Source organism: Pleionea sediminis (assembly GCF_007570825.1).
Classification (GTDB): Bacteria; Pseudomonadota; Gammaproteobacteria; order Enterobacterales; family Kangiellaceae; genus Pleionea; species Pleionea sediminis.
In genome coordinates, this window is record NZ_SUNB01000001.1 from 736,452 (window position 1) to 753,501 (window position 17,050).

Here is a 17,050-nt window from a genome sequence, read left to right on the forward strand (position 1 = left end):
AGCGGCTTTTGCCGCTTTTTTTATATCATATATTTAGTGTATGAAATTTAATGTTCAACGGCTTCCATTTGGCTTCGATAATTTAATGCACAACGTTGAATGAAGTCGATCTGATGGTCTATATCAACTTTCTGAAACTTTCCTAATGGCGCCAGATCAGATTTAATTGGCGGTAAAAATCCATAGCCCGCTAACAAAATACGCCATGAATCGATAGGAAAGAAATGCCCTATACCCTGTTGTTCAATTTCTTCGTCAAGATCATGCTTTAAACCACCCGTCCAGCTATTTAAGATACGAATTAATGACTCCGACAATTTTTGATTACTTGCATTGGCACGCCAATATTCAGTATCTGTACGAGAATTTAAACGATAGTGAGCAACAATGTAATCTCGCACACCTTCAAATCTTCGATTCATCAGCTGATTAAACTTATCTCGATTTTGATCGGTAAAGTTTCCTTCTTCACAGTTAAGCATAAATTCCTGAATTGTCACTTGAACTAAATGTAATGCAGTTGCTTCTAGTGGCTCAATGAATCCTTGCGACAACCCAACACCTAAACAATTTTTAAACCAGTGATGTGCCGTTCTTCCAACTTTCATTTTTAAATGTCGAACTTCAACATCAGAATCTAACAAGTCTAACTTCTGTCGCAACTCTGTTTCCGCATCATCGGCAGAGCAAAAGCTGCTACTGTAAACATATCCATTACCTGTTCTTGAAGTTAATGGAATATCCCAGGCCCAACCGTGTTTCATCGCTGTACTTATCGTTTGCGAATTCAAACTATCGCCACGCGGCGTTGGCATAACAACAGCCGAATCATTAAATAAGTTTTCAGAAAATGGAACAAAATCAACGCCTAATGTTTTTTGCAATAAAACACTGCTAAAACCTGAGCAATCGATGTATAAGTCGCCAGATATTGAATCGCCTTCAGCAAACGATAATGAACGGATATTTCCTTGCTCATCAAGGTGAGCTTGCTCAACCTTTCGTTGTAAATGTTTAACACCGCGTTCAACAGCTACCTTACATAAAAATTCACCCAGCAATCCAGAATCGAAGTGATAGCCATAGAAATTTAAAAAAGGAAAAGAGTGATTCGCAATTGGCGAGAGTTGGTGATTTGACAAATAAGACTGTAAAAAAAACTTATCAGGATGAACATCGACATCATGACCGAACCGTCTTAAGCGACAACTGTGCGCAAAACGTGACGACGAAAACGCATCAACTTCACAAGGAAAAGGATGACAGTATTTTTCAAAGCCTGGTTTGGTTGACCACCCAGCAAAAGTAATTCCTGCTTTGTAAGTCGCGTGGCATTCAGGCATCCATTTTGATTCCGGAATATCCATATCATGAAAAAAATTTTGCATCGATGGTGTAGAGCCCTCGCCAACGCCAACAATTCCTATGTCAGGCGATTCGACAAGAGTGACACTGATGCCTTTGTCTTTCCATTTCTTAATGAGATAATTGGCAGCCATCCATCCAGCGGTTCCGCCACCAAGAATCACAACACTTTTATAAGGCTTCATGTTTACTGCTATTTATAGTTTCACTTCATATTGCGTGTCCTGATTATTCACACTTTCGCAACAGGAAGCAACCCGGATATCTCAATTAAAAATCAACGCTCTTTTTCGGTGCCCAAAAAACTTACGTGCCCAAATCTTGTATCAATATGGTGCACTACAACACAACAAGTTTTTAACAAAAAATAAAAAAGAAAGAAAAGTACTTGTATGATCGAGTAAAGGTTAATGATTGAAGAGAATAAAACTCAAAAAAGGATAGTGTAAACGGCTCATTAAAAGTAGCAGAAAAAACTCAAAAATCAAATTCATCATGTACATTAACTGCGATTTCTGATAAATGTATGCCGTTCCAAAAATAAGTGGAGCAATAAAACAAAGAAAACAAAACGCAAATCGAGTTTAAACTCGGACGCGTGAAGTCATAAAACTAAAAAAAGGGTTATGTTATGATGACCAAGACAGAGAAGTTTAAGCAGTCTACTATACGGGGTGCAGTAAGAACCGCTATTGCACTCAGCATAGCAGGTGCCGGAATATCACAACCAGCATTCGCTGCAGAAGAAGATGAAGAAGCAAAAAGCGAAAAAGTTGTCGTCACTGGATCGCGTATCCGTCGTGATGAATTCGCTAGCCCCTCCCCAATTCAAATAATCAAAACTGAAGATGCAAAAAAGCAAGGTATCACCAACATTGCCGACATGCTTCAGCAAGCGACCGTTGTTAACGGTGCGCAAATTGATGAAACAATCAATACCAACTCAGGTAACTCAAATGCGACGGAAGCACCTCCAGCAGGTGGTGTTGGATCGCAAAACGTTGGTTTACGTGGGTTAGGTGCAGAAAGAACACTTATTTTGGTTAACGGTCGTCGACTCGGTGCCTCTGGTGTACGTGGTGCGCCATCACAGCCCGACTTAAGCTTGATTCCATTCGAAATGGTTGATCGAGTTGAAATCCTTTCCGATTCTGCATCAGCAGTTTACGGTGCCGACGCCGTTGCTGGTGTTGTTAACATTATCTTAAAAGATTCTGTTGAAGGTATGAACTTCGATGCATCTTTCAGCATGCCTGATGACACAGGTGGCGAAGAGCGTCAATTCTCTATCGTAACGGGTGGACAAGGCGAGCGTTCAAGCTACATTTTCGGTGCAGAGTTCTACAAACGTCAACGAATCTCGTTGGGCGAGCGTGAAAACTGTATCAACACTCGACGTATCGACGCTGAAACTGGACAAGTTTACAGCTACTGCCGAAACGGTTTCCCCGATAACGTTGCTATCATCCCTGGCGCAACCAGCAATGATTGGGCTTGGTTTACACCTGGCATCAGCGGTTCGGCATTCGATGGCGACGGCGCTGTTGTTCCTAACTGGAGTGAGTCAAACGATATCCCTGAGCCAGCAGAAGGCTGGGGTGGCGGTGCTGACTTCTTGATCGACGATCAAGTGGGCTTTGACCGTTTCCGTTTGAATCCTGCTTACAGTGACGTAGGTGGACGACTACGTGGTGACCTGGTTCAACCAGTAACTCGTTTCTCATTAGTGACTAGCGGAACTTACGCTCCAGAGTGGGGTGAAGAGTCATCAACAGAAATTTTCTACGATGCCATGTATTTCCATCGTAGCTTGACCAACAAAGCTGCGATTGAGCAAATCTACCCAGAAGTACCTGGCATGATTCCTCAAGAAAACGGTCAAGGTGGTTTATTATTGAACCCTGACGGTTCTTTGCAGTTGTTCAACAACCCAATGAATCCATTCAACGGCTTAAACGCACTGCCAGTTATCACACTCGATGACTACAGCCAAGATCGTGAAATTGAATTGGATCACTTCCGCGCAAGCATGGGTGCACGAGGCAACCTTCCTTTCCTAGAAGAAAAAGGTTGGATCTATGAAGCATCTGTTTCTTACGATCGAGGTGACGGTGTTGCCACTCAACCGATGATGAACGAAAACCATTTATCATTAGCGCTTGATACACTGCGTCTTGATCCAAACGGTAACGTCACTTGTGGTTCGCAAATTTGGAACACAGACACCATTGGCGGCATCATCAAACTTCCAGACTGTGTACCAATTGATTTCTTCGCTCCTTCACTATATACCTTCGGTGGTTCTTATGGTGGTAGTTTCGCGACTACAGAAGAGCGTGACTTCTTAATGGGTGAGCGTGTTAACCGTACCGTTGTTGAGCAAACTTTATTCTCTGGTTTCGTCACCGGTGATTTATTCAACTTTGGTTCAGGTGGCACAGCAAGCATGGTAATCGGTGCTGACTACCGAAAAGACACCATCGACTCACAAGTTGACTTCTTAGGTGCTAACGGCTTAATCGTTGCGGAAAACCCCGCGACTGAAGGCATCACTGCTGGAAGCCGAAGCGTGCAAGAATTCTACACTGAGATCAGCTTACCAATCTTGATTGGTGCTCCTGGTGCAGAAGAGTTAACACTTGATATCGCAGCACGTACCACTGACGAATCAAACTTCGGTCGTGAAAACACTGAGCGTGTACGTTTATTGTACTCCCCAGTAGATTGGATAAGCTTAAGTACTGCTTATGGTACTTCTTATCGTGCGCCTAACTTACGTGAACAGTTCCTTGGCGATCAGTTCAGTGGAGCTTCCGGCTTCGCCGATCCATGTAACGTAAATAACGCTGGCGACGGTTGGGACGGTGCAACTCAAACTTACGATCCTGCATTGGATGAGCGAGAGCAACGCATCTTAGACAACTGTATCCTTCAAGGTGCAGACCCAACACAGTTAGGTTCACAAGGTACTACAACACTACCTGTCCGTACTGGTGGTAACGTATTTACTTTGGATCCAGAAACGGCTGAGCAGGTTACTTTCACATTGAAAGCAGCTCCAATTTCAAACGAAACAATGGAGTTTGACTTTGCTATCACTTACTTCGATATTGAAATCGAAAACACAGTTCAAAGCTTACCTGCAGGCACTATCTTGCAGCTTTGTTTGAACGGTGCTGATAACTTAGCAAGTTCATTCTGTGATCAAGTCGGACCACGTGTTGGTACAGCAACAACAGCTTTCCCATCTTTCATCGATGCGTCATTCACTAACAGTGGTGCTGCAACTTCGAAAGGTTTTGATTTAAATACTCGATTCTCTTACTCTTTCGACGAGTTCATGGGTAACCCATTGAAAATCACCTGGTTAACTCAATGGACTATTCAAGACGAGTTGACGCAAACTCTTATCAAAGACGAGAGTGCTTTAGCTCCTGAGAATCGTATCGGTACTGATGACTTGGTAGGCACTTTTGGTGCTCCAGAGAATCGTGCAGCAACTACTTTAGCATTTGAGTCTGGTGACTGGACATTAATCTATGCGGGTCGTTACGTTGATTCAACGTTTGCATTCATCCGTGATCCTTCAACTTCAACCTCTTCTTGCTTCCAACGTAATGCATTTGAAGAAACTGAAATTGTTGGTTCACCTGATGTTTACACCGACTGTCATGCAGAAGCAGCTTACTTCTCAGACATCTCGCTTAGCTGGAATCCTCAGCAAGACTTTAGCGTGACTATGGGTATTAGCAACTTCACTGACGAGCAGCCTGCACGTGTTGCAGCTGGTCTTGGTTCTGACCGAGCTGGCCGTATGGTTGGTACAGGTTATGAGCAAGTTGGTAAAGCTTACTTCTTAAACTTAAGCTACGACTTCTAAGTCAATAGTTTAACGCTATAGAAGCTAAAACGGCGATGGCAACATCGCCGTTTTTTTGCGATAAAAAAAGGATTAATTGAATAAAGCGATTGCAACGATTGTTGTTTACCTCTGTTTTTTATAAGCTGTATTTATTACAGTGTACTCACACTCATAAGGAGGCAAACATGAAATCTATTGATATTGGAATTAACGAAAAAGATCGAATCCGTGTCGCTGACTCAATAAAAAAGCTATTAGCGGACAGTTACACCCTTTATCTACAGACTCATAACTTTCATTGGAATGTTACCGGGCCTCAATTCAGAGAGTTACATTTAATGTTCGAAGAGCACTACACCGAGCTCGCGGAAGCTGTTGATGAAATCGCTGAACGAATAAGAACCCTCGGCGTTGCAGCTCCGGGAACTTACAAAGCCTTTTCAGACTTAAGCTCGATAAAAGAAGTTGATGGTGTACCCAATGCAGAAGAAATGGTTGCCATTTTGACGGAAAGCCACGAGCAGGTCGTTAAAACGTGTCGAGATTCATTGAAAGTCGCTCAAGAGGCCGATGACGAATCGTCTATTGCCTTAATATCTGATCGGATGAGAGTGCACGAAAAGACGGCATGGATGTTGAGAGCTTCATTATCTCAATAATCTCAGAACAGTAGGTTCAAAGAAGCGCAGACTTACTGCGCTTCATATCATTTTGAGAATTATATGAAAAATCAGTTAGACATTCATAAAACACTGAAAATTTTTCAAACCATCATTAAACATGGATCCAAAATAGATAACAAACACCGATTAAATGGCGTGTTCGCTGACTCCGACTTTGATGGGTATACCATCGTCTTAACCGACGAAAAAGTTACATTAACCGTTTTCTTTCACAATAAATATCAAATCGACTCCCCCAATAAACTCGCAGAACAGGAGTTTTTTCAAAAACTCGATGCGATTCACTCACAAACATTTGATGCATAACTTTTAATTACGGCTTAACTCACAACCGCAGCCGACTTAATATTAACCCAGACAGAACTACCCATCTTTAATGACATATCATTAATTGATTTTTTTGTAACTCTGGCGAGCATTCGGTCAGAGCCCACTCTAATAGAAACCAAGCTTAATGCAGGATGAAAGTCTTTAGACAATGAGTCGACGACACCCTCAAGTTGATTAACAATACTAGAATCAGGTGTCTTGGTTAACGATAAACTCACATCACTCGCTTTTATCCTTAACCGAATATTTTGCTTGATGGTTAAATCTGAACTTTTTATCCACAACAAATTATCACCAAATTGAATACCAGCTAACATCCATTGGTCATCAAGTCGAGTTACTTCACCAGAAATAACACTTCCAGCCTCCTCTTCAAGTCGAGCAGCAATCGCTGGTTCAGTAAGGACATCAACTAGCTTACCGCTAGAGACAAGCTGCCCTTGGTCCATATAAATTATGTCATCAGCGATTTCACACACTTCATCGATAGAGTGACTAACATAAATAATAGGAACACCCAATTTTTTAACGGAAGTTACATAGCGCAAGAATCGTTTCTTAGCATGGTAATCCAATGACGCTAAGGGTTCGTCCATTAATATTAAGTCAGGAGCACTCAACAAAGCCCGAGCAATTGCGACACGTTGTTTTTCACCGCCAGAAAGTTCTTCCGGAAATTTTGAAAGTAATGCCGATATTCCTAACACATCGATAATTGTTTTCCGCTCAATAATCGCTGCTCTTTTTGAGCGCTTTTCAGCGAATACCAAGTTCCGCTCTACGTCTAAATGAGAGAATAAACTGGGCTCCTGGAAAACATAACCAATCGCACGAGAATGGGTTGCGACAGTTTCTCGATTGTCTTTCCATACTTGCCGTTTGAAGGAAAGCCGCCCTTCAAAAGACTCTAAGCCAGCAATACACCGCAATAATGTTGTTTTGCCACAACCCGAATGACCAAACACCGCTGTCACTCCAGACGATGCAACCTCACATGAAACATCCAATAAAAACTTTGGAAATTGCTTTTTTACTTTTAAACTTAAGCCTGCGGCAAACATTATTTTACTTTGCCCCACCAAATACAGAAACTTCTCGATTGAAAAAAGACAATCCCATTAGTATTAAAAATGCAGAAACAATCATAATGGCGGACAGCCAGTGTGCTGCCGCATAGTTTAATGATTCAACATGATCGTATATTTGAACAGAAATCACACGTGTTGCTCCAGGTATATTTCCACCCACCATTAGAATGACACCAAACTCTCCCAGCGTATGTGCAAAGCCCAAAATGGACGCCGTTAAAAATCCTTTTTTTGACAAAGGAACAACAATAGAAAAAAAAGTGTCGAACGGTGATGCACCTAATGTAGCAGCGACTTCCCTAGGTCGTTTACCGATACTTTGAAAAGTATTCTGTAGAGGCTGAACAACAAAGGGCAAAGAATAAAAAATTGAAGCTATAACAATACCCGAAAATGTAAATGGTAATGTGCCGAGTCCCAGGCTTTGTGTTACTTGACCAACAAAACCATCTGGCGACATTAGCATTAATAAATAGAAACCAATTACCGTGGGGGGCAATACAAGAGGTAAAGCAATAAGCGCTTCAAAAATACTTTTTAATCGACAGGTAGTCGTTGCTAACCACCAGGCAATTGGCGTTCCAATGAGTAACAATAAGACAACAACTGTGACGGCTAATTTTATTGTTAATCCAATAGCGAGCCAATCATCAGGACTGAGCATCATAATGCACTCGCACTTCGATAACCATATTCTTGAATAAACATTTGAACGTCTCTCTTAGCAAGCCACTGCATAAAGTTTATTGCTTGCTGCTTGTTTTTACTCTGAGAAAGAACCGCTCCTTCTTGTTTAATCGGTTGGTAGCGATCTTCTGATATCAACCAATAATTTTTAGTATCAGCTCCTTGCGAAATCACTTGAGAGAAGGCAACAAACCCACAATCTACATTACCGGTTTTTATAAATTGAAAAGATTGATTCACGTTTTCACCGAACACCCATTTTGACTCGAGTTTTCTATACAATTTAGCTTGCTCTAAAACCTGTTTTGCAGCGAGGCCATACGGAGCCAACTTAGGATTTGCCATCGCAACTTTATTCACATCCTTTCGATTTAAAAGCGTATCAACCGAATCAGCATTCATTTTCGCCAAATCACACTCAACATTATTACAGTGAAGTTCAGGGCAATAAAGAACGAGCTGACCAACGGCATAAATGCTCCTTGTTTCAGGAATAATCAATTGCTTTTTGTATAGAACCTCTATCTTTTCTTGATCGGCGGATAAAAAAATATCGAAAGGTGCGCCATGAATAATTTGTGCCATTAATTTTGCAGATGAACCAGCAATGACTTGTATATTCGCACCATAAATATTCTCATATTGAGTTTTCAACTTATGAGTGACCGATTTGAAATTTGAAGCAACCGCAATACGCAATGACTCCGCAGTAAGACTTGCGGGCATACTCGCAACAACAATAACGCATAAATAAAAAATGATTTTCAAAATTAGAACAACTTTTAAGATAAAAAGCCTCGAAATTCGCTTATTTGTACCAACATACCGCGATTTTTCATTATCGTAAAACAAAAATTTAAGATTGAGTGCTGCAATAAAATCTGAGTTCGGTATACTCATGTTTCACACCAACTCCGGGAGTCCCATGTCGGAACAAATTCAAGCAATAAAAGAAAAATACGATACAGATCATGAAGTGGGTGAAGATAATGTTGAGATTTTTGGTCTCGATTTACATAACCCAGTTTTTTTTGCTTCGGCTGCGCTTGTTTTTATATTCATCTTTGGAACGTTACTCTTCCCGGAAAAAGCAAAATTTATTTTCGATGCATCGAAAAGTTGGTCAATTGACAATTTTGATTGGCTATTTATGGTTGGTGCCAATCTCATTGCGATAACTTGCTTAATTCTAATTTTTTTACCTCTTGGCCGCATCCGCATCGGTGGCACAAAAGCAAAGCCTGAATTTAGCGCAATATCTTGGTTTGCGATGTTATTCGCAGCGGGTATGGGAATCGGTTTGATGTTCTGGAGTGTCGCAGAACCGGTTATCTACTACACAGCAACGAGCGGCGCACCGTTAGAAACTTTACCTCGCACCATTGAAGCAGAAAAGATGGCAATGGGTGCGACAATGTTTCATTGGGGCCTTCATGCCTGGGGTATTTACGCCATGGTTGGTTTAGCGCTTGGATTTTTTGCATTCAATTTTAATATGCCATTAACGCTGCGTTCCTGCTTCTATCCTATGTTGGGCGATCATGTGTGGCGCTGGTTCGGCAATTTAATCGATACCGTCGCCGTGATGGCAACTATTTTTGGCTTGGCCACATCTCTAGGATTTGGTGCCAAACAAGCGGCGGCCGGTCTGCATTACTTGTTTGGAATATCCCCCGGCATCAGCACACAAGTGGCCATCATTTTTGGAGTCACTCTAGTCGCTGTATTTTCTGTAGTGAGAGGCGTTAGTCGCGGTGTGAAAATTTTAAGTAACATTAATATGTCATTAGCCGCGTTGCTACTGGTATTTGTTTTCATTACTGGCGCAACGAGTAGCATCGTTAATGGGATAGGTGCCAACTTAGTTAGCTATTTAGAAAATATCATACCGTTAAGTAACTGGATCGATCGCTCCGATACTGACTTCTACCATGGCTGGACAGTATTTTATTGGGCTTGGTGGATCTCTTGGTCACCATTTGTCGGAATGTTTATAGCGCGCATTTCAAAAGGCCGTACCGTTCGTGAGTTTTTGCTTGCTGTTTTAATTGTTCCAACGCTATTGACTCTCGTTTGGATGAGTACTTTTGGTAACTCAGGTATCGAACAAGTTAAAAATAATGTTGGTGAATTAGTCAATGGCGTTAACGATACCTCGCTTGCTTTATTTCATATGCTCGAAAATTTACCATTTGGGCAAATAACCTCGTTTATCGCTATAGTATTGGTGTTGGTATTCTTTATCACATCTTCAGATTCAGGCTCATTAGTGATCGACAGCATTACCGCTGGTGGCAAACTGAATGTTCCAATTGCTCAACGCGTTTTTTGGGCAACAATGGAAGGAATTATTGCGGCAGTACTACTTTTTGGTGGCGGAGACAATGCATTGGGCGCACTGCAAGCCGCAGCAATTACCGCCGGATTACCGTTTACAATTGTTCTGCTATTCATTGGTATTAACTTATTGATGGGATTAAGTGCAGAATACAAAATTTTATTGCATGAAGAAGCATTAGAAAGAAAAAATTAGTACCATCACCACTGTTTCATGCTTCCGAATTTGAATTCAGTGGTGACGAATTAAAGCAAGATCAAAAAAGCAAGTTCAAATCCGCAATCGTCTCGATCTAACTTGCGGTGCAGTCAATGTACTCGATGTTCTTAAAACATTGAGTTATCTACAACAAGCAGTGCTTGAGTTTCAAATACAACCGCCAGGTTGTTGTCACGTGTATAAAACAGATTTGAAAAAATTCAGTTTACAACTTACTGATAAAATTAAATAAAATAATGGAGGGAGTAATAACCATGAGAAAGCTCAATACTTTGAGTAAGGCAGTCATTTGTGCTCTGTCGGCCAACATGGCGGTTCATGCACAAGAGGAGTCGAGTGAAACTGAAGTCGATGAATCAAAAATTCCGGTCGTTTATGTCACCGCCAGTAAACGAGTACAAAACAATCAAGAAACTCCGATTGCCGTTCAAGCACTCACCATGCAAGAAATCAAAGATCAAAATATTGGTAACTTTGATGACTTTGTCCGTTATATGCCGAACATCTCTGTCGGTGGACGTGGCCCCGGTCAAAATGATGTTTTCATCCGAGGAATGGCGATTCAACCGATTACGACCATGCTTTCTGGTGCACAGGGAACCATGCCCAACGTTGCACTGTATATTGATGAACAACCCGTCACAGCACCTGGTAGAAATCTTGATGTCTATGCGACAGACTTACAACGGATTGAGGTTTTACCAGGACCGCAAGGCACATTATTTGGAGCAAGTTCTCAAGCAGGTACAGTAAGGTACATAACTAACAAACCACGTCAATACGATTTCGAAGCAGGTATAAGCTCAACCATCTCCGATACGCATGGCGGTGAAATGAATAACACCGTCGAAGGTTTTATGAATTTTCCGATAACGGAAAATTTTGCTGCTCGTCTTGCTTTTTATAATGTGCACCGCGGTGGATACATCGATAATAAACTGGGCGAATTTACTTTAGATCCTGCCGTAAATCCAAACGTGGCCGACAGCGTACAAGCATTACCAGCCGACACTACTTTTGAAACCACTCGTAATACAGCGTTAGCCGAAGATGACTTTAACGACAGCTACTACAAAGGTTATCGTCTCGGTTTAAAATATTGGATCAATGAAGAGTGGGATTTATTAGTACAACATGCACAGCAGGAACTTGGCGCTGATGGTGTTTTCGATTACGATCCAGAAGTTGGCGATCTCGCAGTTAGTCGTTTCTTCCCCGATAAATTACGCGATGAATTTAACCAAACTTCTTGGACACTAACCGGAAGAATGGAAGCGCTCGAATTTATTTATACCGGTGCGTTTTTAGATCGTGAAGTCGAACAATCTATCGACTACACAGGTTACAATAATTCCGGAGCATTTATTCCATTTTATACCTGTACTTATGATGCGACACGAGCTTGTTTAGATCCCACTAAAGGATTTAAAGGTTATCAAGAGCATGAGCGCTTCACGAACGAATTCAGAATCGCAACGGATCCATTAAAGTCACTTCGTTTTACCGCAGGTATCTTTTTCGATGACCTGGAAATTAAAACGCTTGATGACTATTACTACATGGCCGTTGAAGATCTAGGATTTTTCCCGAATGCTCCCATCGCTGCAGCAAACAATATCAGTAATGCAACACGTCCTTTGCCGATTGCTTTCTATAACGATATCACGCGAACAGAAGAGCAAGTCGCATTGTTTGGTGAGGTCGAGTATGACTTCAATGAAGCGTCGACGATTATTTTTGGATTAAGATATTACGATATGGAGTCTGACTTTACTGGTTCATCCAACTTTGCCAATAACGAAGCTTTTTGGCCCGGCGGTGATTTAACCGTAACCGATGGTGGCGGTGGTCGTGACTACGACGCCAGTGGTGGACACACGGATGAACCTCTAAAAATTGACGATATTATTCCCAAAGTCAGTTTCAAACATCAATTCACTGACGATATTATGTTTTACACAACCTACTCAGAAGGTTTCCGTCCTGGTGGATTTAACCGAGGTGGTGGTTTACCGTCAGCCAACCCTACTTTCCCCACAGTTGAAGTCACTTACGATACCGATGATGTACAAAACATAGAGTTTGGCTGGAAATCCACATTAATGGATGGCTCTTTCCGCTGGAATGGAAACCTGTATTTTATCGAGTGGACTGATATGCAGGTGTCTCGATTTGATCCCGTGAACGTATCCATTCTAACCTTTATCGAAAATGCAGCCGATTCTGAAATACGAGGCCTCGAATCCGATTTTGTTTGGCGAATGGACAATCCACTCACTCTTTACGGAGCTTTCTCGATCAATCAAACAGAGCTAACCAGTGTTAACGCACAAGTTATTGAAATGGCACCCATCGGCAGTGAATTGCCAATGACACCAGAATTTCAAGCCAATTTTCGAGCCCAATACGACTTCGAAATCGGTGAATTTTTAGCCAATTGGCAGTTTGGTCTCCAACATGCGAGTAAATCTTATAGTTCGATCGTTGCCGCAGAGCGAGAACAGCAAGATGCCTATACTCTCACCAATTTTTCGATTGGAATCGAAAAAGATCTTTGGAAAATCAAATTCTTTATCGATAACCTGACCGATGAACGAGCCGAGTTATTTATCAATAACTTAGATGACATTCGTCGTATTTCGACCAACCGACCTCGAACAACTGGCATCTCTGTTTCGTACACTTACTAACCAATTCTATACCCGCGGACTCTTCCAAAGAGGAGTCCGCCGCTCTCTCAACTTACTATCTTTTACCGATTAGGGTATCATCGACTGATAATAAAAATATCAGTAAGACGGCCTATTGGGCACGGCTGTACTTAGTTTTTGAGGGGTATCAATGACGTCGAAATCGACCGATTCTAAGCGAAAGTTTTCGTTCTATCTGATTTTGCTCGCGCTACCATTTTTGATCTTGTTGTTGCTCGAAATGGGTTTGCGACTGTTCAGCTATGGGCATGATTATCCGTTATTTGTTCCTGTCGAGTCGCATGACCAATATCTACAAGTTAATCCTCAAATACTCAATCGATATTTCAGCAACAAAAGTCAAACACCGCCTATTTCTCCCGATCCCTTTATATTTCTGAAAGATAAACCGCAAGATAGTTTTCGAATTATTGTTCAAGGCGGTTCCACAGCTGCGGGATTTCCTCTAGGTCAGGACAGCTCTATCGCAGGAATGATTAGACAACGATTAAAACGCCTGTTTCCCGATAAAAACATTGAAGTCATTTCAACCGCAATGGCTGCAGTTAATAGTTACACATTACTCGACTTTACCGATGAAATTACTCAAATAACTCCCGACCTTGTTCTAATTTACGCGGGTCACAATGAATTCTTGGGTATTATGGGAGCCGGCTCGGTGTTTGCCTCAAAAGGAGGTCGTCCAGCCACATTAATGTTTTTAAAACTGAAAGAACTGCGCTTGTTTCAACTCATGCAACAAGTCATCGGCTTTTTTCAAAGTGACAATCAAACAGAGACTGAAGGAAGTTCTTCCGCAGAGTCAACCGGCAAGCGCAACATTATGGCTCAAGTTGCCTCGGGTAAAAAAATTCCAATCAACAGTGATACATTTAACCAAGGCTTGGAACAGTTTTCGGGTAATCTGGATTTGATACTCAAAGTTTATCAAGAGAAAGGAATTCCTGTTTACATCAGCACATTAGTAAGTAATGAAAAAGATCAGCGACCATTTGCTTCATCAACAGAAAAAGACAATGCCGACTCTTTTTTTGCTGAAGCTAAACAACTAGAGCAATCAGAAAATTATCAACAAGCTAAAGACAATTATATAAAAGCGATTGATCATGACTTACTTCGTTTTCGAGCTCCCAGCCAATTTAATGAAATCATAAGAAATAAAGCGAGTCGCTCTGGTGTGACTCTCGTCGATGCCGAAGAAGTTTTACGCAACGATACGCTAAATGGAATTATTGGCCATGCACATATGTACGAGCATCTTCACCCAACAGCTCGAGGATACTTTTTATTGGCAGAAAGCTTTGCCCAAACAATTGTAGAAAATCAAATTATCGCAACTAACCCTAAAAACTTTTCGTCACGTGATGCTTGGTATGACATTCCTGTCACCAATGTCGAAAAAATAATGGCTGATTTTAACATTCGCTCTCTGACATCAGACTTTCCGTTTACCGATAGCCCACAAGCGGTTGAGTTTGGTCCTATCAATTCTTTCGAGAAGAAAATGGCTTACCAATTAATGAATGGTGCCGATTGGCTAGAAACTCATCGAGCACTATTGCAGCATTACTACGAAGCGCGCCAAGACAAGAAAGCTGCAAAAGTGGCCGCGAAGATGGCTGATCGATATCCTCATTTTGCCGACCTCGCTTTTGTTGCTGGTGAAATATATTTTCAAAACAGAGAGTCAGAGATGGCTTTGTATTATCACCGCAAAGCCATTGAGTTAGCTCCTAAAAATACTGAATATTTAATGAAAGCCGCAATGACTTTCTTTGCCAACAACATGCCCGAGAAAACACTCGATATGCTAAATCGAGTTCTCGAAATAGAGCCCGATAACAATAAAGCCGCGATGCAAAAAAATCGGTTGCTTGAAGTAATGAAACGATAACGATGAAGAAAATATTGGGGATTGCCGCTTATTATCATGACAGTGCGGCAGCATTAATTGAAGGTGAAAACATAATTGCAGCGGCTCAAGAAGAACGCTTTAGCCGAGTTAAACACGATCCGGCATTTCCGAAAAAAGCCATTCAATTTTGTCTCGAGCAAGGTCAATGCAAACTAGAAGAGTTAGATGCTGTCGTATTTTACGACAAACCCATGTTAAAGTTTGAGCGACTACTCGAAACTTACCTTGCTCATGCCCCCTTTGGCTTACGCTCCTTTTTCAGAGCTATGCCCGTTTGGCTCAAAGAGAAGCTTTTTTTAAAGTCGATATTAAAAAAAGAACTTCAAGCGCTCTGTTCAAATACCAAGGAACCAACAAAATTACCGCAACTTCTTTTTACACAACACCATCAAGCGCACGCGGCATCCGCTTTTTATCCCAGTCCATTTGAAGAGGCCGCCGTATTGTGTCTCGATGGCGTTGGCGAATGGGCAACAACAACCATCTGGCACGGAAAAAAGAATCAGCTCACTCCGCTTATGGAAATTAATTTCCCTCATTCTCTGGGATTATTGTATTCCGCTTTTACTTATTATTGTGGATTTAAAGTAAATTCTGGTGAATATAAACTCATGGGACTCGCTCCTTATGGAACTCCCAAATATGTCGACACCATTTATCAACACCTTATTAGTGTCAAATCCGACGGTAGTTTCCAACTAAATATGAAATATTTTGATTACCCTGTTGGCTCAGTTATGACGAGTAAAGCTTTTAACTCTCTGTTTGGCGGCCCACCACGACAGTCAGAGTCGGAATTAACACAAAAAGAAATGGACCTTGCAGCCTCCATTCAACAAGTCATTGAAGAAGTCGTTTTAAAAATTGCGGCTTTTGCGCAACAAGAAACCGGAAGTCAATATTTATGTTTGGCCGGTGGTGTCGCGTTAAACTGTGTTGCTAATGGTCGCTTACTACGCGAAGGACCTTTCCAGTCGATTTGGGTACAACCCGCGTCGGGAGACGCAGGAGGCTCCATTGGTGCCGCAATGACAGCAGCCTATCAATACTTTAATCTGCAAAAAACATCGGCGCAAAGCGCAGATAAAGACAAACTTGCTGCTCCAGCGGATAAAATGAAAGGCGCTTACCTAGGTCCGGAATATTCAACATCAGACATACAAACATTATTGCAAAAAGAAGAGATTCCATTTCAACAGTTCAATGAAGAGCAACTCAATAAAACAACCGCAAACTTAATTGCCAACGGCAAAGTTATTGGCTGGTTTCAAGGAAAGATGGAGTTTGGACCTCGCGCACTGGGTAATCGTTCGATACTGGGAGATCCAAGAAACACGGCAATGCAGTCCATTATGAATTTAAAAATAAAGCAGCGAGAATCTTTTCGCCCTTTCGCTCCAGCAGTGCTGGCAGAAGATGCACAACTCTATTTCGAACAATCTCATTCGAGTCCTTATATGCTTTTAGTTTCTCACATAAACAAAGCACTACGACTTAAACCAGAAGAAAAAGATATCGGTCATCAAGAAATAAACCAGGCTCGCTCGAATTTACCCGCGATAACGCATTTAGATTATTCAGCGCGAGTGCAAACGGTACATCAATCATTAAATCCTAAGTTTTACAATTTACTGAAAGCATTTAAAGACGTTTCCGGCGTGGGTGTTTTGATTAATACATCGTTTAATGTTCGAGGAGAACCTCCTGTGTGCTCTCCAAAAGATGCGCTAACTTGTTTTCTGGCAACTGAAATGGATTACCTGGTATTAAATGATGTCCTTATCGATAAAGCTAAGATTAACGCTGAGCAAATTGTTCAAGCAAAACAGCAAAAATTTGAGCTCGACTGATG

11 protein-coding genes are annotated in these 17,050 nt (G+C 41.5%); 7 read left to right on the forward strand and 4 right to left on the reverse strand.

From position 1 onward, the window contains the following. Positions 1-47: 47 nt before the first annotated feature. Positions 48-1,550 (reverse strand): tryptophan halogenase family protein, encoded by a 1,503-nt coding sequence (locus FAX86_RS02880; RefSeq protein WP_144391827.1) that lies wholly within the window; start codon positions 1,548-1,550, stop codon positions 48-50. Between the two features lie 446 nt (positions 1,551-1,996). Between FAX86_RS02880 and FAX86_RS02885 the strand changes: the two genes are divergently transcribed. The 3 genes from FAX86_RS02885 to FAX86_RS02895 all read left to right on the forward strand — a co-directional run bounded on the left by FAX86_RS02885 (position 1,997) and on the right by FAX86_RS02895 (position 6,216). Beyond that, positions 1,997-5,245, forward strand: a complete 3,249-nt coding sequence (locus tag FAX86_RS02885) for a TonB-dependent receptor domain-containing protein (RefSeq protein WP_144391828.1) — start codon at positions 1,997-1,999, stop codon at positions 5,243-5,245. Between the two features lie 167 nt (positions 5,246-5,412). Further along, positions 5,413-5,886: a Dps family protein gene (locus FAX86_RS02890; protein ID WP_144391829.1), complete on the forward strand. Its 474-nt coding sequence runs from the start codon at positions 5,413-5,415 to the stop codon at positions 5,884-5,886. A gap of 63 nt (positions 5,887-5,949) precedes the next feature. Next, positions 5,950-6,216, forward strand: a complete 267-nt coding sequence (locus FAX86_RS02895; protein WP_144391830.1) for a DUF3081 family protein — start codon at positions 5,950-5,952, stop codon at positions 6,214-6,216. 14 nt (positions 6,217-6,230) lie between these two features. Here FAX86_RS02895 and modC read toward each other — a convergent pair whose 3' ends face one another. Genes modC through modA form a run of 3 tightly spaced genes read right to left on the reverse strand, consistent with a single transcriptional unit; the run spans position 6,231 to position 8,915 of the window. Next, positions 6,231-7,301, reverse strand: coding sequence for a molybdenum ABC transporter ATP-binding protein (modC, locus tag FAX86_RS02900; RefSeq protein ID WP_144391831.1), 1,071 nt, complete (start codon positions 7,299-7,301; stop codon positions 6,231-6,233). Between the two features lie 4 nt (positions 7,302-7,305). Then, positions 7,306-7,995 carry a molybdate ABC transporter permease subunit gene (modB, locus tag FAX86_RS02905; RefSeq protein WP_144391832.1) on the reverse strand — a complete coding sequence of 230 codons (690 nt, stop codon included), beginning with the start codon at positions 7,993-7,995 and terminating at the stop codon, positions 7,306-7,308. After that, entirely contained in the window at positions 7,992-8,915 is a 924-nt protein-coding gene (gene modA / locus FAX86_RS02910) for a molybdate ABC transporter substrate-binding protein (protein WP_144391833.1), read from the reverse strand. Before modA ends, modB begins: the two co-directional genes overlap by 4 nt. Before the next feature lie 25 nt (positions 8,916-8,940). Here modA and FAX86_RS02915 point away from each other — a divergent pair, with 25 nt between their 5' ends. The 4 genes from FAX86_RS02915 (at position 8,941) to FAX86_RS02930 (ending at position 17,048) form a co-directional block, all read left to right on the forward strand. After that, a complete protein-coding gene (locus FAX86_RS02915; protein ID WP_205859091.1) occupies positions 8,941-10,548 on the forward strand; it encodes a BCCT family transporter in 1,608 nt (535 codons plus the stop codon). 278 nt (positions 10,549-10,826) lie between these two features. Then, complete coding sequence (locus FAX86_RS02920; RefSeq protein WP_205859092.1) at positions 10,827-13,262, forward strand: TonB-dependent receptor; 2,436 nt, start codon at positions 10,827-10,829, stop codon at positions 13,260-13,262. Positions 13,263-13,413: 151 nt separating this feature from the next. Next, on the forward strand, positions 13,414-15,177 hold the full coding sequence (locus tag FAX86_RS02925) for an SGNH/GDSL hydrolase family protein (protein ID WP_144391835.1): 1,764 nt from the start codon (positions 13,414-13,416) through the stop codon (positions 15,175-15,177). Positions 15,178-15,179: 2 nt separating this feature from the next. Continuing rightward, positions 15,180-17,048, forward strand: a complete 1,869-nt coding sequence (locus tag FAX86_RS02930) for a carbamoyltransferase family protein (RefSeq protein WP_144391836.1) — start codon at positions 15,180-15,182, stop codon at positions 17,046-17,048. Positions 17,049-17,050: the final 2 nt, after the last annotated feature.